We start from the raw sequence: 21,828 nt of genomic DNA, 5'->3' as shown, positions 1-21,828 counted from the left end.
TCCAAAAAATGTCGAGGACAAATCACATGATGAGACCATGGCAACAGAAGGGGACCCGTTTGCTGGCGACTGCCGCGCTAGGCGTGATACTCAACGGCTGCGTGAGCGCGCCGTGGGACAACACGCCGTTCTACGGCAACACACAGTCCCGACCCACCACGCTCAGCACGGTGCCCGTGCCGGCGGGTTTCTATCGCGTCAATCCCGGCGATACGCTTGCCGGAGTCGCATCGGCTTATGGGCACAGGCCGCAGGACATCGCGACCTGGAACGGTCTGCCGGTCAACGCGGCCGTTGCTCCCGGGCAGGTGCTGCGCGTTGCTCCGCCGATGGCGTCCGGCAGCGTCGCGGCGCCGCCCGTCGCTGCGGCACCGAGCACGCCCGCAGCACCGGCCGCGCCCTCAGCACCAGCCGCACCCACGGCGGCGGCGGCGCCGCAGCAGGGCGTGCTGCAATGGCCGTTGCGCGGGCCGATCCTCAAGACCTTCGCCGCAGGCAGGTCGAACGGCATCGTGATCGGCGGACGACCAGGCGACCCCGTCAAGGCAGCCGCCACCGGCCGTGTGGTCTACGCGGGTTCGGGCATCGAGGCGTACGGGCCGCTTATCATCATCAAGCACGACGACTCCTTGATCACCGCTTACGGCCAGAACAGCACGCTGCTCGTCAAGGAAGGCGATGCGGTTGCGCAAGGCCAGACCATCAGCGAAGTCGGCGTGGATAGCCGCGGTGTCGCGTCGATCCAGTTCGAGGTTCGTCAGAACGGCCAGCCGGTCGATCCGCTCGCCTGGCTGCCTAAGTCAGGCGGGTAGATGTAGTTGAGCCTCGCTTGAGCCTTGCCTGTGTGCGGGCTGAGCCAGGCACGCTTCAACCGACTTTCACGCGGCCATGCGAGCGCCGCGTGAATTGAATACACTGTGTGGCTCACGAGCCGGCGCCGCTGCTGCGGTTGCAACCATTGCGACCGTTGCACGCGGACGTGGCAAGCCGGCCGACCGTCATGGCCTCTCACACGAAAGACGCACAGGGACACACAATGATCGATTTGCGCAGCGATACCGTAACCCGTCCGACTCCGGCGATGCTCGCGGCCATGTCGGCCGCCGAAGTCGGCGACGACGTCTGGGGCGACGACCCGACCGTGCTGCGTCTGCAGTCGACGCTTGCCGAACGTACCGGCAAAGAGGCCGGTCTGTTCTTCCCCAGCGGCACGCAAAGCAACCTCGCGGCGTTGATGGCGCACTGCGCGCGCGGCGACGAATACATCGTCGGGCAGTTGGCCCACACGTACAAATACGAAGGCGGCGGTGCGGCGGTGCTCGGCAGCATTCAGCCGCAACCGCTTGAAAATGCCGCAGACGGTTCGATCCCGCTCGACAAGATCGCGGCTGCGATCAAATCGATCGACAACCACTTTGCGCGCACGCGTCTGCTGGCGCTGGAAAACACCATCGGCGGGAAAGTGCTGCCGGAGGGCTATGTCGCCGAAGCAGTGGGGCTTGCACGCGAACGCGGTTTGTCGGCCCACCTGGACGGCGCGCGCGTCTTTAACGCGGCGGTCGCGTCGGGCAAGCCGGTTGCGGCGCTGTGCGAGCCGTTCGATTCGGTTTCGATCTGCTTTTCGAAAGGCCTCGGCGCGCCGGTCGGCTCGGTTCTGGTCGGCAGCCAGGCGCTGATCGACGTGGCTCACCGCTGGCGCAAGGTGCTCGGCGGCGGCATGCGCCAGGCGGGCGTGCTGGCGGCGGCCTGCCTGTATGCGCTGGAGCACAACGTCGAGCGTCTCGCCGACGACCACGCGAACGCCGCGCATCTGGCGGCGGGTCTTGAAGCCATCGACCAGGTGAAGGTGCAGTCTGTTGCAACCAACATGGTGTTCGCGCAGTTTCCGCAGCAGCATTGCGCGCCGCTCGAAGCCTGGCTCAAAGAGCGCGGCATTCTTACGCAGATGTTGTACGCGTCGAGATTCGTTACGCACAAAGACGTGTCGCGTGAGGACATCGACACGTTCATCGCGGCAGTGAAGGGGTACTTTGCCGCACGTTGATTGCGTGCCGCTCGGGAGGTGATCGAGCAAGACGCGTCACGTGAGGCATTGATTGCCTCTTAGCGAACCGGCATCGCGCGGTGCCCGTCCGGCCGTGCTCACGCTGGCCATCGAGCGGATATCAAGCTGTAATCAATTGACGAGAACGGGCGCGCTGTCCAATAGCGCGCCCGTTTTCATTTCCCCGACGCTTTCGCGTGCGCGCCCGCACGATGTGACGGTGCAAGGAGCCGCAATCCGCTCGCCAGACTCGCCGCGCCCGCGAAGAAGGCGCCCGCGCCGAGCGCGAGCGTCGGCCCGTGCCGGCCCGCGATCCCGAAGCTCAACGCGACCAGCGCCGCGCCGGTAGTCTGGCCGAGCAGCCGCGCCGTCGCGACGATGCCGCTCGCTCCGCCGCTGCGCTCGGGCGGCGCGCTCGCCATCAGCGCTTTCAGATTCGGCGACTGGAAAAAGCCGAAACCCGCGCCGCAAATCGCCATGCGAATGCCGATGTCGAGCACGTGCGGATGGACAGGCAATAGCGCAAGCGAGGCCATTCCCGCCGACATCACCGCGAGCCCGACGGCGCCGAGCAGGCCGGGCGGATAGCGGTCGGACAAGCTGCCCGCGAGCGGCGCCGCCAACGCGACGACGACCGGCCACGGCGTCATCAGAAAGCCGGTTTCAACCTGGCTGCGGTGCAGTACATCCTCGAAATAAAAGGGCAGTGAGACGAACGCCAGGCCTTGCGCGGCGAACGAGCACACGGCGGTCACTGCCGACAGCGCGAACACGGGCCGCTTGAAAAGATCGACCGGCAGCATGGGCGCCGGGTGCCCGGCTTCACGGCGAATCAGCAGCAGGCCAAAAATCACCGCGACGGCAGCGGCGCTCAACACGAGTTGCGTCGATGCGCGCTGCGCCGCTTCGCCCAGCGCAAAGATCAGTGCGGCGAACGTCACCACGTTCAGCAGCGCGGCGAGCGGATCGAAGTTGTGCGCGCCGCGCTCCGTGTGCGGCAGCGCAGGCCATGCGAAAGCCAGCGCCAGCACGCCGAGCGGCACATTGACGGCGAACAGCCACGGCCAGGAAGCGACCGAGAGAATCACCGACGCGACCGTGGGACCCACCGCAAACGACACGCCGACGATCAGCGCGTTCATGCCGAGCCCGCGTCCGAGCCGGTGCGGCGGATACAGAAAGCGGATCAGCGCGGTATTGACGCTCATGATCGCGCTCGCCCCCAAGCCTTGCAGCACGCGTGCGCCCGCAAGCATCGGCAGGGTCGGCGCCATCGAACAGGCGAGCGACGCGATGGTGAACAGCGCAATGCCGCCGATATAAATCCGCCGATGCCCAATGATGTCGCCGAGCGCGGCCAGCGGCAGCAGCGTCGCGACCATTGCGAGCTGATAAGCGTTGATGATCCACACCGATGCAGCGGGCGCCGCGTGCAGATCGGCGGCGATCGCGGGCAGTGCGGTGTTGGCGATCGCCGTGTCGAGCGTCGCGAGCGCGACGGCAAGCATGATCGCCGCCATCGCACGGCGGTTGGCGGCGGACATGGGAGCATCCGCGGGAAAGGGCGGCGCGGACGCCGCGCTCAGCTTGTCGGACAAGGCATGGCTCGTCGGGTGTGCGTGTCGACGCTGCAGGAATCTGAACATGCGGCGCGCGAGTGGCAAGGTTGTGCGTAACGCAAGGCGCGGGCTTGTTGGGCGAAGCCCAAGGCCGCCGCGCGGCGAATGTAGCGATTGTTACAGAGCCCGGGAAATCCTGCAGCGCACGCGGGCGCTGTAAGGTGGATGAAAATCGAATGTGTATGCAACTAACTGTCAGCCCCGCGGCGCGCCTTCGAGTTGACGCGCGCCGTCGCTGGTTGTGCGCCGTCGCCTGTTGCGCACGGCACCGCCAGCCGTCACACGCTCGATACGCTTGTCGCCAGCATCAGCCAGATAGAGCTTGAAACTCAATCGCTTCTTCGGCCGTCCGGACGTTACGAGCCGAAAAAAATAATTGCTTCTGTCACGTGATTTGCGTCGCATCCTGTCACGCTTGCGGCGAACACCTTCACACTTTGGCATCACTGCTCCGATCAACCGATGCACGCGCGCAGTGCCCGTTCACGCGCGCCTTGCACCGTGCGCGTGCGCAAAAGTGGCCGGCTCTGTACGTGGGCGCGCAGACAGGCGGGCATGGCATGTGCGTGACCAGCACCCGCGCTCGCCGGCATCCGGGAGTCGTAAAATGTCCTACTCTGATTCTTAACCCGCCTGACCGGCACGCGCCTCCCGTCCGTCATCTGTGCGGTTCGCGCATGTCGCAGCGTTTTTTCCCGGAGGCTTCGATGACAGCCGTCGATCTGGAATTCGACCAGCTCAACAGTACCGTCGACGCGCTACGGCGCTCAATTTCCAATCGCATGATGTACGGCGTCGGCAAGGATGCCGTCACCGCGCATCCGCATGACTGGCTGCACGCCGCGGCGCTCGCCGTGCGCGACCGGCTCGTCGCACGCTGGATGAAAACCACCCGCCTGCAATACGAGCAGGATGTGAAGCGCGTCTACTACCTGTCGATGGAGTTCCTGATCGGCCGGACCTTTACCAACGCGTTGCTCGCGCTGGGCATTCACGATCAGATGAAGGAGGCGTTGGCGAGCCTCGGCGTCGACATGGACGCGCTCATCGACATAGAGCCTGACGCCGCGCTCGGCAATGGCGGTCTCGGCCGGCTCGCCGCATGTTTTCTCGATTCGATGGCGACACTCGGCATTCCGGGCTTCGGCTACGGCATCCGTTATGAATACGGCATGTTCCGACAGGAGATCGTCAACGGCGAGCAGGTCGAGGCGCCCGACTACTGGTTGCGCGCGGGTAATCCGTGGGAGTTTCCGCGGCCCGAGATCAAGTACACCGTGCATTTCGGCGGCCGCACCGTGCAGCGCGGCGATCAGGTCGAATGGATCGACACCGAGCATGTGAACGCAACCGCATACGACACGGTGATTCCCGGCTACGCGACCGACGCGACCAACACGCTAAGACTGTGGTCCGCGCGTGCCACCGACGAACTGGACCTCGGCGCGTTCAACCGCGGCGACTACCGCAATGCGGTGGACACGAAGAACATGTCGGAGAACGTGTCGCGCCTTCTCTATCCGGACGACTCGACGCCGGCCGGTCGTGAGCTGCGGCTGCGTCAGGAATACTTCTTCGTCTCGGCGACCATGCAGGATCTGATCCGCCGCTATCAGCGCACGCACAGCACGTTCGGGCGCTTCTCCGAAAAGGTCGCGGTGCATCTGAACGACACGCACCCCGTGCTCGCGATTCCCGAGCTCATGCGTCTGCTCGTGGACGTGCATCATCTGCCGTGGGACAAGGCGTGGAAACACGTCACGCAGATTTTCTCGTACACGAACCACACGCTGATGCCCGAAGCGCTCGAAACGTGGGACGTCGAGATGCTGTCGAGGCTGCTGCCGCGGCATCTGGAGATCATCTTCGAGATCAACGCCGGCTTTCTGAAGCATGTCAGCGAGCGTTCGGGCCATGACGCCGAAATGATCCGCCGTATTTCTCTCGTCGACGAATACGGTCAGCGGCGCGTGCGCATGGCGTATCTGGCGATTGTCGCGAGCCACAAGGTGAACGGCGTGTCGAAGCTGCATTCGCAGCTCATGACGCGCGACATCTTCGCCGACTTCGCGCGCATTTATCCTGACCGCTTTACGAATGTGACCAACGGCATTACGCCGCGGCGCTGGCTGTCGCAGGCGAGCCCGTCGCTGTCGTCGCTGATCGATCAGCGGATCGGCACGCATTGGCGCAGCAATCTGTTCGAGCTCGAGCAGCTACGCGAGCTACGCAGCGATAGCGGCTTTGTCGAAGCATTCCGTGAAGCGAAGCGGCAGAATAAATTGCGCCTCGTGCAGCGGCTCGCGCATCACACGAAGCTGCATTTCGATCCTGATGCGCTGTTCGATCTGCAGGTGAAGCGCATTCACGAATACAAGCGGCAGCTGTTGAACGTGCTGCATGTGATCGTGCGCTACAACCAGATTCGCGCGAATCCGGAGCACGACTGGGTACCGCGCGTCGTGATGTTCGCCGGCAAGGCGGCATCCGCTTACCGGATGGCGAAGACGATCATCAAACTGATCGGCGACGTGAGTCAGAAGGTCAATCACGACCCGCTGATCGGCGACCGCCTGAAAGTGGTGTTCGTGCCCAACTATGGCGTGAGCGTGGCGGAACTGATCATTCCCGCCGCCGATCTGTCCGAACAGATTTCGATGGCAGGCACTGAAGCGTCGGGCACCGGCAATATGAAGCTCGCGCTCAACGGTGCGTTGACGATTGGCACGATGGACGGCGCGAACATCGAAATCTGCGACGCCGTGGGCCGCGACAACATCTTCATCTTCGGTCACACGGCGGACGAAGTGGACGACCTGCGTGCAAGCGGCTACCGGCCGCGGCAAGTGTACGAGGAGAACGCCGAACTCCGCATGGCCCTCGACCAGATCCGCAGCGGTTATTTCTCGCCCGACGATCCGCTGCGCTTCTCCGATATTTTCCACACGCTGGTGGACTGGGGCGATCACTACATGGTGCTTGCCGATTTCGCCGCGTTTGCGAAGGCGCAGAGTGAAGTGGACGCGCGTTTCGTCGACAAACGCGCTTGGACCGAGAGCGCGATCGAGAACGTGGCGGGCATGGGGCAGTTTTCGTCGGATCGAACGATCAGCGAATACGCACGCGAGATCTGGCGCGTCGATCCGCTCAATCTGGGCTGAGCGTTTGCGTTGCTCCGCTGCGGATCGCGTGACTTCCACAGCGGCGAAAAAAAGGCCGCGCGTCTGTTGAACGACGCGCGGCCTTCTCTTGTCGGGCTCTGTTACGGCGTGAGGTTTTCGACTGCCCGATTCGCGTAGAGACCCAACTGGGCGCGCGGAAAATCGAACAGCACGTCGATATTCTGCATGCCCATCAGACCGATCACGATGCGGTTCTCGCCGGGCTGCGCCTTGACGATAGTGACTTGCGCGTCTTCGTAGCGGTGCACCCAGTTGCCCGAGCCGACCGCTGTGTTGTAGTTGCCCTGTATCAGCACTTTGCCCACGCTGTCGTCGCCGGTCCAGTTCGGCGCGGTATCCGTTTCAATGCGGATCATGCCGGTGGTGGCCGTGGCGAACACGAGCGGCGCGCAGAACGTCATCTTGTCGCCGACATTGATGCAGCCTCGCGGCCATTGCATCGTGCCGTCGTTCGATACGGTCATCGGCACGATTGTGTAGTCCTTCGTGATGGCGCTCGACGGACTCAATAGCAGATACGGCTCCGCGAAGTTCGAGTGCACGAGATACCGCTCGCCGATGTGGCCGGCCAATGCGCGTAGTGGCTGTGTGCAACAGACGTCGCCCGGTTGCGCTGCGCCCACGCCGAAAAGTCCCGAGAAGGCCCAGCCGAATTCGCCGCTGTAGCCGTCCATCGCAACGCAATGTCTCGAGGTGGCCTGGCAACTGACGGTGTCGACCGCTTGCGCGCCGATCTGTACGGCCTTCGATCCGGCGACGCTCAGCGGCAACTTCACGGCCGCGCCGGAAACCTGCGCGCCGTTCGCGAGCAGCAGCGTGCTGGCTGGCGCGGCGCCCGCATAGTCGGAACCCGGCAGCACCGATTTCAATACACGCACACCTTGCGTGCCCGTATCGAGCGCGACGTAGACGGGTTTGCCGTCCAGTTCGACCGGCAGGCCAAGACGCGCATGATCCTCGTCGGCGCGTTCCACATGGAGAGGAATCAGCACGCCGTCTTTGCCGCCGTTGATCAGCGAAACAGTGGGAGCCGGCGGCGTGGGCGTCGGGAAAGTGACGGAGCAGCCGCTCAACGTCGAAAGCGCGCAGGCGGAGACCAGCGCGGCAGCGGTGAAACGGGAAAAGTGACGGTGCAGATGCCGGCACGCGGCATCGACAATAAGCAGGGACATGGAGCACGCTCGCAAAAGCGCGGTCCCTGGCGAAGGCGATGCATACGACCGCTTTACGGAAAGAGATGCACCGGCAAGGCGCCAGCACAAGGCACCAGCACAACGCACCAGCAAAGCGACCGGCTCTTACTGGTTGCTAGCAGTGCGAGCGGAGTGCCCCGATGCCGCAGCACATGCAGCTCGTGCGGCAACGCGAGGCCTGCGCCAGGGAACGCGCGATAACAGAAGCGGCGACTCTACCTGCGCACCAGCGCGCACTTGCAAAGATGTGTGAAGACCTGGAGCGTGGCTCGACAGGCAGCAGCGGGGTCTCTTTGCGTCGATGGATATACCGCGCTGTGAGCACTGCCGGCGTTGGTTGCTTGAGCCCGCGGGCGCGGGCCCCGCTTTGACTTGCTCAGGCTTTCTGCGCCGCAGACGCAGCTGTGCCTTTAGCTTCGTTCACGGCCGCGCCGACGCGCTCGACGAACTCGCGATCGACGCTCGAAAGCGCCTCGCGTTCGCCGTTGGCCGTTTGCACCATCAGACGATGCGTGATGTCCTGCGTCACCCAGGTGAGCCAGCCGACAACCACCAGCATCACGCCACACACGATGCCCACCGGTGCGTGCAATACGCCGCCAACAATCCCGCCGACGAGCCCCAGCAGCGAAATGGTGACGGGCAATACCTTGTTCTTCTCCACGGTGACAACCTGCACGCTGACGATGTCGCGCAGCGGAAAGACCTGGCCAGCGGATGAGAGCGCGTTGCGCGTGACAGACACGCCGCGATCGTTGAAAGGGTTTTCCATCGAGATTGAATGCAAGCTGTTGCAAAGGGCGCAGGGTACCAGACTTCAAAGTTCCAACGGAAATCGGTTCTTTCATTGCCCGGCAGCGGATTGACTAGCGGGTCGCGGCGGACCTGTCCCGAAACAGTTGTGCTTCTTCGCAAAGCCATTTCGTGAAAAGGCGAAGTCCTTTTTTCGGACGCGTCGACGCCGTTTGCACGAGGCGATATGAGAACCCCGGCAGCGACGGGCCTTCGATGCGGCGCAGGCGCCCGGTGCGCAATTCTTCGTCGATTAGCACGCTGCTGCACATCAACGGACCTAAGCCACATTCCGCCGCGTAGAGCGCGAGCATCTCGTCGCTGTACCAGGAAATGCGCGACTCCACAGTCTGATCGTGTTCGACGAGCGCAAGCCACGCGGACCAGTCCGGGGCGTTCAGCGCGCCGTTTTCCCACCTGTACGCGAGAAACGGAAGTTTGCGGAAGTCTTTGATGACCGGCGGACGATCTTCGGGGCAAATGCCGCGATCCGCGACCGCGAAATAGCAGTCCTCCAGGATCACGGAACTCTGCTCGTCGGCGCCGACGGGACCATAGCGGATCGCTAGGTCGATTTCGTCCGCGCGCAGATCGACGGATTTCTCGGAGCCATGGATATGCACCGTGACGTCTGGGTGACTCGCATTGAACCGCGCCAGCCTGGGCATCAGCCAGCGCTGCGCGAATGCACGGGTGGCCGAGATCCGGATCGAATCTTCGTCGACGCGGGAATTGACCGCCTCGAACGCCTGAGCGATCTGGTCGAAGCCATCTCTCGCGAGCGGATAGATCGTTTTGCCCACCGGCGTAAGCGTGACCGCACCGCCCGTTCTCTGGAACAGTTTGTGGCCGATGCGCGCCTCGAGTTGCCGGACCTGGTGGCTCACCGCCGTGATAGTCACGGACAGCTCAGCGGCGGCCTCGGTAAAACTCTGATGCCGGGCGGCAGCCTCGAATGCGCGGATTGAATTGAGCGGTGGCAACTTGCGCATGGCGAGATACCTTCATGCGAAGGCGGGCCGGTTACGGTGAATGCATTTTACCGAAAGCAACCGTGCGCCCTTGTCACTCGTCGCGACGCTTTCGTCCAGAAACGCCTTTAGCGCCATTGATAGTGCGGGTGTGATCAATCAATCACCCGTTGATGCTGTGACATGTTGCGAGTCGGCTCACCAGTACCGGCACCGCAGCGAAAGCATCTGCGACCGATGCTTCGTGTCGTGCGTCGCCGAACTCCTGGTAGCTGATGCTGATTGCGTGACTTTCTTCGACGCCAAGATAATTCGCGCAGGTCAGAATGTGTGTTTCGAGGTGATTCATCTTTTCGCGCACGCCGCCCGGGCCGAATCCAAATTCGCCGTGCGAACTCAGAATGACGAGCTTTTTGCCGCGCATGACTGGTTCAAGCGGAAAGTCTCCGCGTGCAAGATCGAACGTGAACGTCTTGCCGATTCGAATGACCATATCGAACCATGACTTCAATGCCGCTGGCATTCCATAGTTGTACATCGGCGTGCCGATCACGATCAGGTCGGCGCGGTCCAGTTCGTCGATCAGTTCGTCGGACAGCCGCAATGCTTCGCGCTGCGCCGGCGTGAGGTTCTCCGCAGGCGTGAAAACGGCAGCAATCCAGTCCTCGGAAATGGCCGGCGGTGGATTGGCTCCCACGTCGCGGGTAATGATCCGGGTTGCGGGTTCGATTTCCTGCCACGCGTCGATGAAGGCGCCAGACAGCTTGCGGCTGAGCGAACGGCTACTGCGCGCGCTGGCGGTGATGTGAAGGAGAGTAGTCATCGCGTGTGCGTTCCTTGGCATGATGAGACGAAACAACGGCAACGTCGATTTAGCCACGCGGCAGCGGTTAGTGAAATTGACGATTTTTTTGAGAGCTTGAGAAAAACTCAACTGCTATGCGGCGGGCGGGTACCCGCTCCTGGCTGCGCACAGAGAAGCGCAGCATAATCGGAGGCACGGGGCGCACTGAATGCAGGTGCTTTCGCAACAGCTTTGCATGTGCGAACCCATCAGCGCTTCACAACGATTCAAAGGTCAGATCGTGAAATCCGGACAAGGCGCGATATGCGTCGCTCTCATCGCCGCTGCGCTATTCGGCGCCGCCACGCCGTTGGCCAAAGCGTTGCTCGGATCAGTCGATCCGTTCATGCTGGCGGGACTGTTCTATCTGGGCAGCGGAGCCGGGCTCGGCCTGGGTATCGCGTGGCGTTCACTGACGTCGCCGGGCTCGCGACCCAGCACCGGCCATCGCATCAATAAAGGCGAGCTGCCTTGGCTCCTTGGGGCAATTGCTACGGGCGGCGTAGCGGGTCCGGCGCTGCTGATGCTAGGGCTATCGAGCACGCCGGCGGCCACGAGTTCATTGCTATTGAACCTCGAAGGCGTATTGACCGCCGTAATTGCCTGGGCGATTTTCCGCGAGAATGTCGACGTTCAGGTCTTCCTCGGCATGGTGGCGATCGTCGCGGGGGGCATGATTCTGTCGTGGCATCCGGGATCGACGCGCATACCTGTCGGGGCGCTGCTGATTGTCGGCGCGTGTCTGTGCTGGGCTATCGACAACAATCTCACGCGCAAGGTCGCTGCAAACGACGCAATGGTGATCGCGTGCGTCAAGGGCCTCGTGGCCGGTCCGGTGAATCTCGCGATTGCGATCGCCGCCGGCGCTTCGCTTCCATCTGCTGGAACCGTGGCGGCGGCAATGCTGACCGGCCTGGCCGGCTATGGCGTTAGCCTCGTGTTGTTCGTCGTCGCTCTGCGCCATCTCGGTACGGCGCGTACCGGCGCTTACTTTTCGGTCGCACCGCTGTTCGGCGTGATGCTGTCACTCGTCATCTGGCCTGCGCTGCCCGATCTGTCTTTCTCAGCCGCCGCTCTTCTAATGGCGCTCGGAATCTGGCTCCACGTGCGGGAAAGGCACGAGCATCGACATAGTCATGAGCGACTCGAACACACGCACCGGCATCGTCATGACGAACATCATCGGCATGAGCACGACTTTCCTTATTCCGGCGACGAGCCGCATACTCACCCGCACGTCCATCTGCCGGTCACGCATTCGCATGCGCATTTTCCCGATATTCATCACCGCCACCGCCATTAGCGCCCGGCCGCGATAGGCGAGGGCAGTCATCCGCTTGCGCTTAGCGCCTTGAAAAGCGCGTGATGATCGAATGGTTTCTGACAGCGCGGATAGTGACGATAGCGTGCATCCACCGCGTCGATTCCATAGCCTGTGGCGAAAACGAACCGTATATGTCTCGATGCGAGCGCGTCCGCCACCGGATAGGACGGTTCACCATTCAGATCGACGTCGAGAATCGCCGCGTCGATGTGTTCGTTGCCTTCCTCGACCAACGTGACAGCTTCGCGCGCTCCCGAAATCGGTCCGACAACGCTTGCTCCAGCGCCTTCCAGCACGGTGGAGAGCGCAAGCGCGACCAGGTAGTCGTCTTCGACTACCATGATCCTTTGACCTGTGAGCACGTTTGCGAACCCCATGTTCAACCCCTTTTGACCGCTGCCGCTAATGAACCGCAGGCATCGGTATTTCGATATGACACGAGACGCCGTCCGCATTGAACAGGAGCGCCGTCTTTGCGCCGAGAGTGAACTGCAGCGCCTTTTCGATCAATTGCCGGCCGAAGCCGGTCCGCGTGCTGTCCGGAGCGACTCGCAAGCCGCTTTCGATCCAGTCGAACACCAGCGACGCAGCGCCGGGCAGTTCCGTTTCAACGCGCCAGCGCACCGCGAGCCGCGCCTCTTTGTCCTTGAGTGCGCCGTACTTCACCGCGTTTGTCGCCAGTTCGTGCAGCACCAGTGCAATTGTCTGCACGTTCCGGAAACCCAGCGGCACGACGGGCCCGCGCAGTTCGATGCGCTCGCTGTCGGCCACACCGAGCGCATCCAGTTCGAGGCGCACGATCTCCCGCAGATCGATCAGATTACCGTTTGCGTCGCCGATTAGCCCCTGTAGACGGCCAAGCGCCGCAAGGCGGCTCGTGAACGTGTCGAGTGACGAATCGCCTGCGAGCGTTTGTTGCGCGATTGACTGGATGACCGCCAGCAGATTACGCGTGCGGTGCTGCAGCTCCGCAATCAGAACCTCCTGACGTTCTTCCGCGTGCACCATGCCCGTTATCTCGACGAAGGCGATAACCACACCGTCGGTTTGCCGGTCGCCGTTGCGATAGGGGGCGAGGCGCACGAGAAAATGCGAAAGGCCGTCTTTCCCGCTGACCTGGCGCTCTCTCGGCTGGTTCGTAGTGAAGACAGCTTCGATATCGAGTTCCAGTCCGGGCAGATCGAGATGGCTGACGAGTTCCGTGATAGGGCGCCCCCGGTCAATGGGGCGAATATGAAAGATGCCGCCCATTGCCGGCGTAAACGAGCGAATGACCAGATTGCGGTCGAGAAAAACGGTCGCAACCGAGGTGCTCTCGAACAGGTTTTGCAGGTCGCTGTTGGAGCGGTCGAGCGCGTCGATCTTGCCGTTCAGTTCGAGATTGACGGTGTGCAGCTCCTCGTTGAGCGAAACCAGTTCTTCCTTCGACGCCTCCAGCTCTTCGTTCGACGACTGCAGTTCCTCGTTGACCGATACGAGTTCCTCGTTCGACGATTTGAGTTCCTCCAGCGCCGTTTCATACTCTTCGATCATCGATTGCAGGCGTTCGCGCGTGTCGCGCAGCTCTTTTTCGAACTGCACGGCCGTGCCGTCATGCATGGACTGAGCGCGCGCAAGCGCCTCCTCGCGCGCGAGCCCTGGGCCCTGGTCCTCGAAGACAACGATATACATGTGCTCGCCATGCACCTGCTCGCTCAGCGGTTCAACGGTCAGGCTGATGATCTGCACGCGACCGCCTTCGCCCTCGACCACCACGCCTGCGCGCGTAACCGTGCGGCCCGACTCGACAGCTTCGCGGAACACCGAGCGCAGATCGAGGCTCAGTCCCTTGCGCGCCAAGGCGAACAGTTGCCGCGTCGGCACGCCGGGGGCCGGCTCCAGGTACTTGCCCGTGCGGCCCGAGTAATACACGACGTCGCCCTCGCGCGTGACCAGCACGTGCGGCGGGGTGAACCGCTCGAGCATGTGGTTGTCCACCACGTGCCGCAGCCCCGCGCTACCCAGCGAAGGGCGCGTGGGCGTGAGTGAAGCAATCTGCCCGATCCTCAGCGCGGATATGGTGAGGGGCAAACGAAGTTGCGGCGCGACGTCGGCCCTGCGCCGGAAAATCCGGTGCTTCTTGTCGACGGGCGTAAAGAGTTCGTCGAACTGGCTGACGTTTTCCGACGTGCCCAGAAACAGATAACCGTCCGGACGCAACGCGTAGTGGAACGTCGGGATCACCTGGTTCTGGATTTCACTGCCGAAGTAGATCAGTAGGTTGCGGCACGAGACCAGATCGATGCGCGAAAAAGGCGGGTCGCGAATCACGCTGTGCGGCGAGAAAATACACATGTCCCGCACTTCCTTTGAAAGCACGTAGCTGCTGCCATCTTCAACGAAGAAGCGCCGCCGCCGCTCTTCAGAGACACCTTCGAGCAGCGGAAGCGGATAGCGTGCCGCGCGCGCGACGCCGAGCGCGCCGTCGTCAATGTCGGTCGCGAAAATCTGCACTTGCGGCGCGGCGGTGCGGCCCTCCATCTGCTCGCGCAGAAGCATGGCGATCGAATAGACTTCCTCGCCGGTCGCACAGCCTGGCACCCACACGCGCACGGTATCCTCGGCGCCGCGTCCGTCGAGCAACTTTGGAAGCACCGTGTCGGCAAGTGTCTCGAAAGCCGGGGCATCGCGGAAGAAACTGGTGACGTTGATCAGCAGGTCGCGAAAAAGCGCCGCGACTTCTTCCGGGTCCGCGGTGAGTCGCGCGACATAGGCGTCCGGAGTCTCGATTTCGAGCACCTGCATGCGCCGCTGTACGCGACGCAAGAACGTCTTGATCTTATAGCCGCTGAAGTCATGCCCCACCTAATTGCGCAGGATCGCGTAGATCGCGTTGCGGGCTTCGTTGAAGTCGCTGGCGTCGCCTTCGCCGGACGGGCCTGCAGCGCGTTCGTCGAGCGTGTCGAGCCCGTCGAGCATGAAGGCACCCGCTGCGAAGTTGACGAGCTTGCCGCCCATTTGTTCGGCAGGCACCGCGAAATCGACAAGGCCTGTCGCGATAGCGCTTCTGGGCATGTCCGCATGGTGCGGACCGTAGCCGTCGCTAGCCTGGGCAAGGGTAAGTCCGCCGCGTTCCTTGATCGCCTTGATCCCCAGTGTGCCGTCTGTGTCAGCGCCGGAAAGGATCACGCCGGCAGAGAGTTCGCCGACGTCGGCAGCGAGCGTGCTCAGGAAAATGTCGATGGGTTTGCGCTCGCGCCGGCTCCTGTCCTGTTCCTGAACATGAAGCGTTCGATTTGCGACGCTCACGACAGCATCGCTAGGCAGCAGGTAGACGTTGTCGGTCTGGATTCGCATGCCGTCGGTGATGGCGTGCACCGGCATATCGGTAAAGCGGGCCACGATCTCAGGCAGCATGCTTTCGCGGTCCGGGCTCAGGTGCGTGACGATCACGCAGGCGAGACCCGGCTTTTGAGGCAGTCCGCGAAAAAAGCCTTCCAGGGCCTCTACTGCGCCAGCAGAGGCTCCCACGCCGACAATTGGGAAGTCGGTGGCTGGCGCCATTGTTTCTCCTTGGTTCATGCCTCGCTACGGCCGTGGGTGCGTTCGCTATGCGTTGTGCGCACCGCGCCCTTGCCGCTGCCGGACACTGCACGACGTGCAACGTCCTCGTTCAGCAAGCACAAACCGACACCCACGACTTCACTGACGGTGCCGTAGCGGCCTTTATTGATTTCTTTCCGTACGAACGAAGCCAGATGCTCCGCCAAGCTGACATTGGATGCATGCTTGCTGAGCACGTGAGCCTTTCGTGACTGGTGGGATCACTCAATCTTACCCTTTCGATGCCACGACCGGCGCATTTGCTGCTTAGGGTGCCGCCTTGGGATCGGTCATGCAGCTGGTCACGCAACGACCGTTCCCGCTGCGTCGGAAGGAGAGCCGGGCAGCCGGACACGGCCTGAACCGGCGAGTGCTGCTTACCTGCCTGCAGACGGGCGAAAATCCGACGGCTTGCAGGTGATGCGTCGATATCCGGCGTACGGGGAGGTCGGCGCGCTGCCGCTTGCGTCGGTCAACGCGTTGGACGATGATGGTGCGATGGTCTTCACCTGTGTGCGTGGGGGTAAATGTCATGGCTACTTTCGGTATCGACGCTGTGCGTATCGACCCTTCGACCGACCGCATCACGCACGTGCGCTGGGCGGCTGTCGATCCGGCAACACGTAGCTGGCTGTCTCCCACTTCGATTGTCGAGGTGCCTCAGGTCGTGGCCGCTATCCGTCGCGGCGACGCCGTCTGGTCTCTCTTTACGCTCGGCGGCACGCGCTTTCTCGGGCCGAAAATCGTGGCCGTCGCGCATACCAGCGGGCACGACGGGATCGACACCGACGTTCCAGACGGCCACATCGAAAAATGCATTGACGACCTGCCGCGCATCTAGCGCGCGGTCGGCTTTCGCTGCACTTCGTCGGCTACCGCAATTCACCACCTCGGCCGATGGTCCGACGATTGGTTGCGCGCCAGGCTTGCAGCGGGCCCGCTGCATGTTCTTTATCGAGTCATGTCGATTTCCCAGTAGTCGGATCGTCGTATCGGTGTGTCCAACTTCTCAACTGAAAGGCTGACCATGACTACTGGAACCATCCGACTCCACCGTGTATTGCGCGCGCCTGCGGAACGCGTCTATCGCGCGTTCCTCGAACCGGACGCGCTGGCGAAATGGCTGCCTCCGTATGGCTTTACTTGTCAGGTCCACCATTACGAAGGGCGCGTGGGCGGTACCTACAAGATGTCGTTCCGCAATTTCGGCAGCGGCAATAGCCACTCGTTTGGCGGCGAGTATCTCGAACTCGTGCCGTCCGAGAAAATCCGCTACACGGATCACTTCGACGACCCCAACCTGCCGGGCAAGATGTCCGCGACGATCACATTCCGCCCGGTGTCGTGCGGGACCGAGATCTCGATTCTGCAAGAAGGCGTGCCCGAGGTCATTCCCGTTGAAATGTGCTACCTCGGCTGGCAGGAATCGCTGATGCAACTCGCGAAACTGGTCGAACCCGAGATCGCCGACTGACCAGCGACACACCCGATTTTGTCCGGCGCCATCTGCGCGTAGACTGAATACAGGTCCCGCATCCGCTTGTAACGTGTCGTTCGTTGCATGCGGACGCGTGCTGCAAAGCGGCGATCTGCTGCAACGCGGCATACGACCAGGCGGGCGCCGGCTCACGACGGGAGGTGGCGATGACCGATTTCAACGAGGCGCGCGAGCGGATGGTCGAGCGGCAGATCGTCCGGCGCGGCATTCGCGATCCGCAGGTGTTGGCCGCAATGCGCGTTGTACCGCGCGAGGCTTTCGTGCCCGATTATGTTCGGGATCTGGCGTACGAAGACAGACCCCTGCCCATCGGCAACGAGCAGACCATTTCCCAGCCAGCCATTGTCGCCACGATGATCGAGGCCGCGGAACTCCAGCCCGGCGACATCGTGCTCGACGTGGGCACCGGTTCCGGCTATGCGGCTGCCGTCGCGGCGGCCATTGCCGCGCATGTCTATTCGATCGAGCGACACGCGGAACTTGTTGCCACGGCCCGCGACATCCTCGCGCGGCTGAATATATCCAACGTCACCGTTCATCTTGGCGACGCCACGACAGGCCTCGCGGAACACGCGCCGTACGACGCGATTATCGCGGCGGCGGGCGGCCCGCATATTCCCGCTGCATGGCGCAACCAGCTGGCTATCGGCGGCCGGATCGTCATGCCGGTTGGCCGTGAGCTGCATTATCAACGGCTCGTCAAACTGGTTCGCCGCGGCGAAGACGACTATCGCAGCAGTTCGCTCGGCGAGGTAAGTTTCGTGCCGCTGGTAGGCGCCGACGCGTGGCCCGGACCGGATGCGGCTCAGTGCGATGCGGGCGGCACAGTCGGGACCATGGACACAGGCGGCACAGGCGGCACAGGCGGCACAGGCGGCGCGGACGACCGGCGTCCGTGCCCGATGAGCGCCGGCGCACACGCCAGCCGGCATCGCTTGCTCGCAGTGGCTTGAACGGTATCGCACGGCGCCGGGGAGGCATCGACATGAACGGTTACCAGATCACGTTTTTCACACAGCACGATCGCCGTCATCGCGGCAAGCCGGTTGCCGACTGGCTCGTCCATCTGGCCGGCGAACTCGGCCTGCGCGGCGCGACCGTGATACCGGCAAGCGAGGGTATCGGCCACCATCGCCGCGTGCACTCGTCGCATTTTTTCGAACTGGCGGACCAGCCTTTGTCCATCGTGATGGCGGTGACGACCGAAGAATCCGGCCGATTGTTCGAACGCCTGCGGGCCGAGGGCGTGCATCTGTTCTACGTGAAGACAGCCGTGGAATTCGGCGTAGTTGGAGACGAGAACAGCGGCGGGGTCGCGAATTAAAGAGCCGCATTGATCGCGACACAGCGATCAATGCGGCTCTCGTGAGTGTGTCGAAACGGACGTTAGCCGTCCGGCTACCGCGTTGGCATTCAGCCGTGTTGCTGCTTGCGCGCCCATTGCGCGAGACCGGCGCAGGCAATCAGCAAGCTGCCCGTGACGAAGAACACCGAATGCAATCCCAGGGCCACACCGATCTGCCCGCCGATCACCGGCCCGATCACCTGGCCGCTGAATTGCGCGGATTGCAGATAGCCGAGCATCTGACCGGTTTTGCTTTCGTCGACGGAGTGCCTTGCAAGCTTTGAGATGGCTGGCAGCAGACCGGCGAGGCTCATACCCATCAGCAATCGCAAGCCGGCGAGTTGCCACCATTGCGTGACGAAGGCTTGCGGAATCATCGCGATACCGGTCACGACCAGGCACGCGACAATCACGTTCCAACTGCCGATGCGGTCGGCGAGTGCGCCAAGCCGGGCCGCCGTCAATATGCTGCCCAGCGCGGAACACGCCATGACCACACCGGCGATACGAGTAATGTTCCCAGGGGCCACGCCGAGCCCGCCAATGTAGACGGTGATGATCGGTTCGATGGACATGTTGGCGAGCAGCACCATCATCGCGGTGGCGAGCAGCGCGGTGACGATCGCGTAGTTCGTGCGACGGGCAGGCGGCGCCGCGCTGGTGGTCTTGCGGGCGGCGGCGTCGGCAGGATGAAAATCTTCCTTGACGACGAAAATGGTCAGCAGGGCCGCGACCGCGATCATGGCTCCTCCCGCGAAAAACGTGCCGCGAATGCCGAGCCACGCCGGCAACACGCCGCCGACCAGAGGGCCGATCAGACTGCCGGCCAGCGCGCCGGTCGACAAGATGCCGAGCGCCCAGCCCGCGCGCTCGCGCGGCACCTGAGTGCCGACCATAACGGTAGACGCGGACGCATAACCGCCGACGAGTCCCGCAATCAGCCTCAGCGCGACCAGTTGATGCACGGTATGCGCGACGCCGATCAGCGACATGACCACGGCCATGCCTACAGCCGCGCGGACCAGCATGGGCTTGCGACCATAGCGGTCGGCAAGCCGCCCCCACAGCGGCGCGGTAACGGCGGTTCCGAGGAACGTCGCGCCGAACGCGATGCCCGACCATTCGATGATTGCCGACTGCGACGACACGCCGAGTTGCTGCACATACAGCGGCAGGAACGGCAGCAACATGCTCAAGCTCACGAGCGTGGTGAACGATCCGAACACGCAGACAACCAGATTGCGCCGCCAGTAGTTTTCGTTGCGTTCGGCATAACCCGGCCGCGCGGACTGCAGTCCGGAAGGGAATGGGGAACTGGCTGTCTGGTTCATGTCGTCCTCTGCGCGATGATCCGACCTGTGTGAGTCCAGTCAGTCTAGATTGCATCGCATCGCGCGAGAATCCACGGCACCCGGAAGATATTCTGCCGCCACGCGGTTTAATCCAGGCCGGTGATACTGCCGAGTACCTTGAAGTGCTTGCGCAGACGTGGCGCAGCAAAGTCGACGAATGCACGCACCTTGGGAACCGAAAGCCGCCCATGCGGTGTGAGCAGATGAACCGGCAGCGGCGCCTGTTCGCTGTCGGGCAAAACGATTTTCAGCGATCCCTTTTTGACTTCCTCGGCGACGTGATACAGGAACATCCGCGTGACGCCGTGACCGGCCGCCGCCGACGCGACGGCCGCACGAATCGTATTGACGATGAAGCGCGGCGTGAACTGAACGACCTGCGGTATCGGCGAGCCGCTCGACGTGGGGAAGGTCCATGAGTCCACGCCGAAGTGCGTCATTGAAATGATCTGATGCTGTGCGAGATCGGCGGGGACCTTGATGCGCGGATGCTTTGCGAGGTACCTGGGCGAAGCGGCAACGACGCGTCTGACTTCACCCACGGGCACCGCGACGAGCGTCGAGTCGGCAAGATGCGCGATGCGCAGCGCCACGTCGATGCCTTCGTCGATCAGGCTCACCGGCCGGTCGAGCAACTGAAGCCGGATCGATACGGCGGGAAAGCGTTCGATGAATTCGTCGACGATTGGCCGCAGCAACTCTTCGCCCGCGGCGACGGGCGCGGTCACCGTCAGCAGACCGCGCGGCGCCGAGCGTTCGTGCGCGACGAGCATGTCCGCTTCTTCCAGGTCGGTCAGGATGCGCCGGCAGGCGGACGCATAACGCTTGCCCGCTTCGCTGAGCTTGATGCTGCGCGTCGTACGATGAAGCAGCGCAGTGTCCGTATGTGCTTCGAGGAACGCAATCGCACGGCTCACGGCCGCGGGCGAGCGGCCTAGCCGGCGGGCCGCGCCCGCAAGACTGCCTTCGTCCAGCGTGGCGATGAAAACTTTCATCGCGTCGATTCGGTCCATGGCGATTCCCTCATGCTCGACCAGGTGATGGTGCAAGCATTATCGCTTCACGACCGCGCAAAAATAGCGACGCCGCACCTGTAAAAGTGGCGGCGCCGCGGCGCTACGTTACTGCGGGCAGTTTCAAACGATCGCGATTACCACGTCGATATTGCCGCGAGTCGCCTTCGAATACGGACACGTTTGATGTGCGGCATCGGTGAGCGCCTGCGCGGTCTCGCGGTCGATTCCGGGCAGGCTGACGTTCAGCCGCGCTTGCAGGAAATAGCCGCTGTCGTTCATCGCCAGATCGATTTCAGCGTCGACGGCGGTGTCTGCCGGCAGTGCGACTTGCAGCTTCTTCGCGGCGAGCCCCATTGCGCCGATGAAGCACGCGGACCATCCGGCAGCCAGCATCTGCTCCGGATTCGTGCCGGTCGCCGACGCGCCGGGCGAGCCGAGCTTGACGTCGAGTCTGCCGTCCGAGCTGCGCGATGCGCCATCGCGTCCGCCGGTGGTATGCGTTTTGCCGGTGTACAGCACCTTGGTTGATGAGTTCATGATTGAAGTTCGCTTAATAGGTGGTGGGAACAGGTTAATTTCGAGTCTGACGCTTAGCTGCCCTGATAAAGCTTGTTCAGTGACGCGATCTCACCGCTTTTCGTCGCGCGAGCCAGTTCCTGACGCACTTCGGCACGGCTTTTCGCCGCAGTTTGCGTCGGCGCCCACTGGTGCGTTTGCTGCGTGTCCACATTGCTCATCGCAACCGTAGAAGGATTGGCGGCAAAAGCGGAAAGAGTGGTAGCCGAAAGGGCCAAAGCCACAGCGATCGTGGATACTTTCATGTCGTGCTCCGTAAGAGATAAAGTAAAAAGCGTCCGTGGACCAGGGAGCGCGCCGCAGTTCCGGCAATGCCGGCAAGACTGCGTCAGGAGCGCTGCCCGTGTTCCGTCGTTGAGGCATTAGAACGGCGACGGGTATCTGGCTTGTGTCAGCAAAGCGGCGTATTGCAATGCTGTGTATCGCGTGAAGCCGCATATACACTGCGATACAAAGCCGCCGCCCGTGCAGTGAGAGTCAGCGCATGACG

At 62.8% G+C, this 21,828-nt stretch carries 21 protein-coding genes; 8 read left to right on the top strand and 13 right to left on the bottom strand.

What is annotated here, in order from left to right; genetic code table 11:
- Positions 1-26: 26 nt before the first annotated feature.
- Together J2W46_RS11860 and ltaE are read left to right on the top strand one after the other, a co-directional pair.
- Positions 27-812 carry a peptidoglycan DD-metalloendopeptidase family protein gene (locus J2W46_RS11860; RefSeq protein ID WP_310353889.1) on the top strand — a complete coding sequence of 262 codons (786 nt, stop codon included), beginning with the start codon at positions 27-29 and terminating at the stop codon, positions 810-812.
- A gap of 224 nt (positions 813-1,036) precedes the next feature.
- Positions 1,037-2,044 carry a low-specificity L-threonine aldolase gene (gene ltaE, locus J2W46_RS11855; protein WP_310354150.1) on the top strand — a complete coding sequence of 336 codons (1,008 nt, stop codon included), beginning with the start codon at positions 1,037-1,039 and terminating at the stop codon, positions 2,042-2,044.
- A gap of 176 nt (positions 2,045-2,220) precedes the next feature.
- On the opposite strand, the gene J2W46_RS11850 is transcribed toward ltaE, so the two are convergent.
- Complete coding sequence (locus tag J2W46_RS11850) at positions 2,221-3,588, bottom strand: MFS transporter (RefSeq protein ID WP_088175906.1); 1,368 nt, start codon at positions 3,586-3,588, stop codon at positions 2,221-2,223.
- Positions 3,589-4,370: 782 nt separating this feature from the next.
- Here J2W46_RS11850 and J2W46_RS11845 point away from each other — a divergent pair.
- Positions 4,371-6,824: a glycogen/starch/alpha-glucan phosphorylase gene (locus tag J2W46_RS11845; protein ID WP_310353884.1), complete on the top strand. Its 2,454-nt coding sequence runs from the start codon at positions 4,371-4,373 to the stop codon at positions 6,822-6,824.
- 101 nt (positions 6,825-6,925) lie between these two features.
- Here the strand turns inward: J2W46_RS11845 and J2W46_RS11840 are convergent, their stop codons facing one another.
- The 4 genes from J2W46_RS11840 to J2W46_RS11825 all read right to left on the bottom strand — a co-directional run bounded on the left by J2W46_RS11840 (position 6,926) and on the right by J2W46_RS11825 (position 10,624).
- Positions 6,926-8,017, bottom strand: a complete 1,092-nt coding sequence (locus J2W46_RS11840; RefSeq protein WP_310353881.1) for a hypothetical protein — start codon at positions 8,015-8,017, stop codon at positions 6,926-6,928.
- Positions 8,018-8,414: 397 nt separating this feature from the next.
- The gene (locus J2W46_RS11835) at positions 8,415-8,810 is read right to left on the bottom strand and encodes a DUF6232 family protein (RefSeq protein ID WP_310068904.1); all 396 of its coding nucleotides are present in this window, start codon (positions 8,808-8,810) and stop codon (positions 8,415-8,417) included.
- Positions 8,811-8,904: 94 nt separating this feature from the next.
- Entirely contained in the window at positions 8,905-9,822 is a 918-nt protein-coding gene (locus tag J2W46_RS11830) for a LysR substrate-binding domain-containing protein (protein WP_310353878.1), read from the bottom strand.
- A 142-nt stretch (positions 9,823-9,964) separates the two neighbouring features.
- Positions 9,965-10,624, bottom strand: a complete 660-nt coding sequence (locus tag J2W46_RS11825; RefSeq protein WP_204523053.1) for an FMN-dependent NADH-azoreductase — start codon at positions 10,622-10,624, stop codon at positions 9,965-9,967.
- A 262-nt stretch (positions 10,625-10,886) separates the two neighbouring features.
- On the opposite strand from J2W46_RS11825, the gene J2W46_RS11820 reads away from it, so the two are divergent.
- Complete coding sequence (locus J2W46_RS11820) at positions 10,887-11,948, top strand: DMT family transporter (RefSeq protein ID WP_310353870.1); 1,062 nt, start codon at positions 10,887-10,889, stop codon at positions 11,946-11,948.
- A 26-nt stretch (positions 11,949-11,974) separates the two neighbouring features.
- On the opposite strand, the gene J2W46_RS11815 is transcribed toward J2W46_RS11820, so the two are convergent.
- Genes J2W46_RS11815 through J2W46_RS11800 form a run of 4 tightly spaced genes read right to left on the bottom strand, consistent with a single transcriptional unit; the run spans position 11,975 to position 15,748 of the window.
- On the bottom strand, positions 11,975-12,346 hold the full coding sequence (locus J2W46_RS11815) for a response regulator (RefSeq protein ID WP_020068096.1): 372 nt from the start codon (positions 12,344-12,346) through the stop codon (positions 11,975-11,977).
- 25 nt (positions 12,347-12,371) lie between these two features.
- Positions 12,372-14,813 (bottom strand): CheR family methyltransferase, encoded by a 2,442-nt coding sequence (locus J2W46_RS11810; protein WP_310353867.1) that lies wholly within the window; start codon positions 14,811-14,813, stop codon positions 12,372-12,374.
- Positions 14,814-15,512, bottom strand: a complete 699-nt coding sequence (locus tag J2W46_RS11805; protein ID WP_310353864.1) for a chemotaxis protein CheB — start codon at positions 15,510-15,512, stop codon at positions 14,814-14,816.
- A 14-nt stretch (positions 15,513-15,526) separates the two neighbouring features.
- Positions 15,527-15,748 carry a type II toxin-antitoxin system ParD family antitoxin gene (locus tag J2W46_RS11800; RefSeq protein ID WP_310353861.1) on the bottom strand — a complete coding sequence of 74 codons (222 nt, stop codon included), beginning with the start codon at positions 15,746-15,748 and terminating at the stop codon, positions 15,527-15,529.
- Positions 15,749-16,083: 335 nt separating this feature from the next.
- Here J2W46_RS11800 and J2W46_RS11795 point away from each other — a divergent pair, with 335 nt between their 5' ends.
- The 4 genes from J2W46_RS11795 (at position 16,084) to J2W46_RS11780 (ending at position 18,373) form a co-directional block, all read left to right on the top strand.
- On the top strand, positions 16,084-16,392 hold the full coding sequence (locus tag J2W46_RS11795) for a hypothetical protein (RefSeq protein ID WP_020068099.1): 309 nt from the start codon (positions 16,084-16,086) through the stop codon (positions 16,390-16,392).
- A gap of 186 nt (positions 16,393-16,578) precedes the next feature.
- Positions 16,579-17,025, top strand: coding sequence for an SRPBCC family protein (locus J2W46_RS11790; protein WP_310068915.1), 447 nt, complete (start codon positions 16,579-16,581; stop codon positions 17,023-17,025).
- A gap of 170 nt (positions 17,026-17,195) precedes the next feature.
- A complete protein-coding gene (locus tag J2W46_RS11785) occupies positions 17,196-18,002 on the top strand; it encodes a protein-L-isoaspartate(D-aspartate) O-methyltransferase (RefSeq protein WP_310353858.1) in 807 nt (268 codons plus the stop codon).
- Between the two features lie 32 nt (positions 18,003-18,034).
- Positions 18,035-18,373 carry a DUF190 domain-containing protein gene (locus J2W46_RS11780; RefSeq protein ID WP_020068102.1) on the top strand — a complete coding sequence of 113 codons (339 nt, stop codon included), beginning with the start codon at positions 18,035-18,037 and terminating at the stop codon, positions 18,371-18,373.
- 89 nt (positions 18,374-18,462) lie between these two features.
- Here the strand turns inward: J2W46_RS11780 and J2W46_RS11775 are convergent, their stop codons facing one another.
- The 4 genes from J2W46_RS11775 to J2W46_RS11760 form a co-directional block, all read right to left on the bottom strand.
- A complete protein-coding gene (locus J2W46_RS11775) occupies positions 18,463-19,725 on the bottom strand; it encodes an MFS transporter (protein WP_310353854.1) in 1,263 nt (420 codons plus the stop codon).
- 107 nt (positions 19,726-19,832) lie between these two features.
- On the bottom strand, positions 19,833-20,759 hold the full coding sequence (locus J2W46_RS11770) for a LysR family transcriptional regulator (RefSeq protein WP_310353850.1): 927 nt from the start codon (positions 20,757-20,759) through the stop codon (positions 19,833-19,835).
- A gap of 123 nt (positions 20,760-20,882) precedes the next feature.
- Positions 20,883-21,299: an organic hydroperoxide resistance protein gene (locus J2W46_RS11765; RefSeq protein ID WP_020068105.1), complete on the bottom strand. Its 417-nt coding sequence runs from the start codon at positions 21,297-21,299 to the stop codon at positions 20,883-20,885.
- Positions 21,300-21,352: 53 nt separating this feature from the next.
- Positions 21,353-21,583: a DUF4148 domain-containing protein gene (locus J2W46_RS11760; RefSeq protein ID WP_288828819.1), complete on the bottom strand. Its 231-nt coding sequence runs from the start codon at positions 21,581-21,583 to the stop codon at positions 21,353-21,355.
- Between the last annotated feature and the right edge of the window lie 245 nt (positions 21,584-21,828).

The sequence above is a fragment of the Paraburkholderia strydomiana genome, assembly GCF_031456815.1.
Taxonomy (GTDB): domain Bacteria; phylum Pseudomonadota; class Gammaproteobacteria; order Burkholderiales; family Burkholderiaceae; genus Paraburkholderia; species Paraburkholderia caledonica.
Note: the sequence above shows the minus strand (reverse complement) of the source record. Positions and strands in the feature narration are given on the sequence as shown.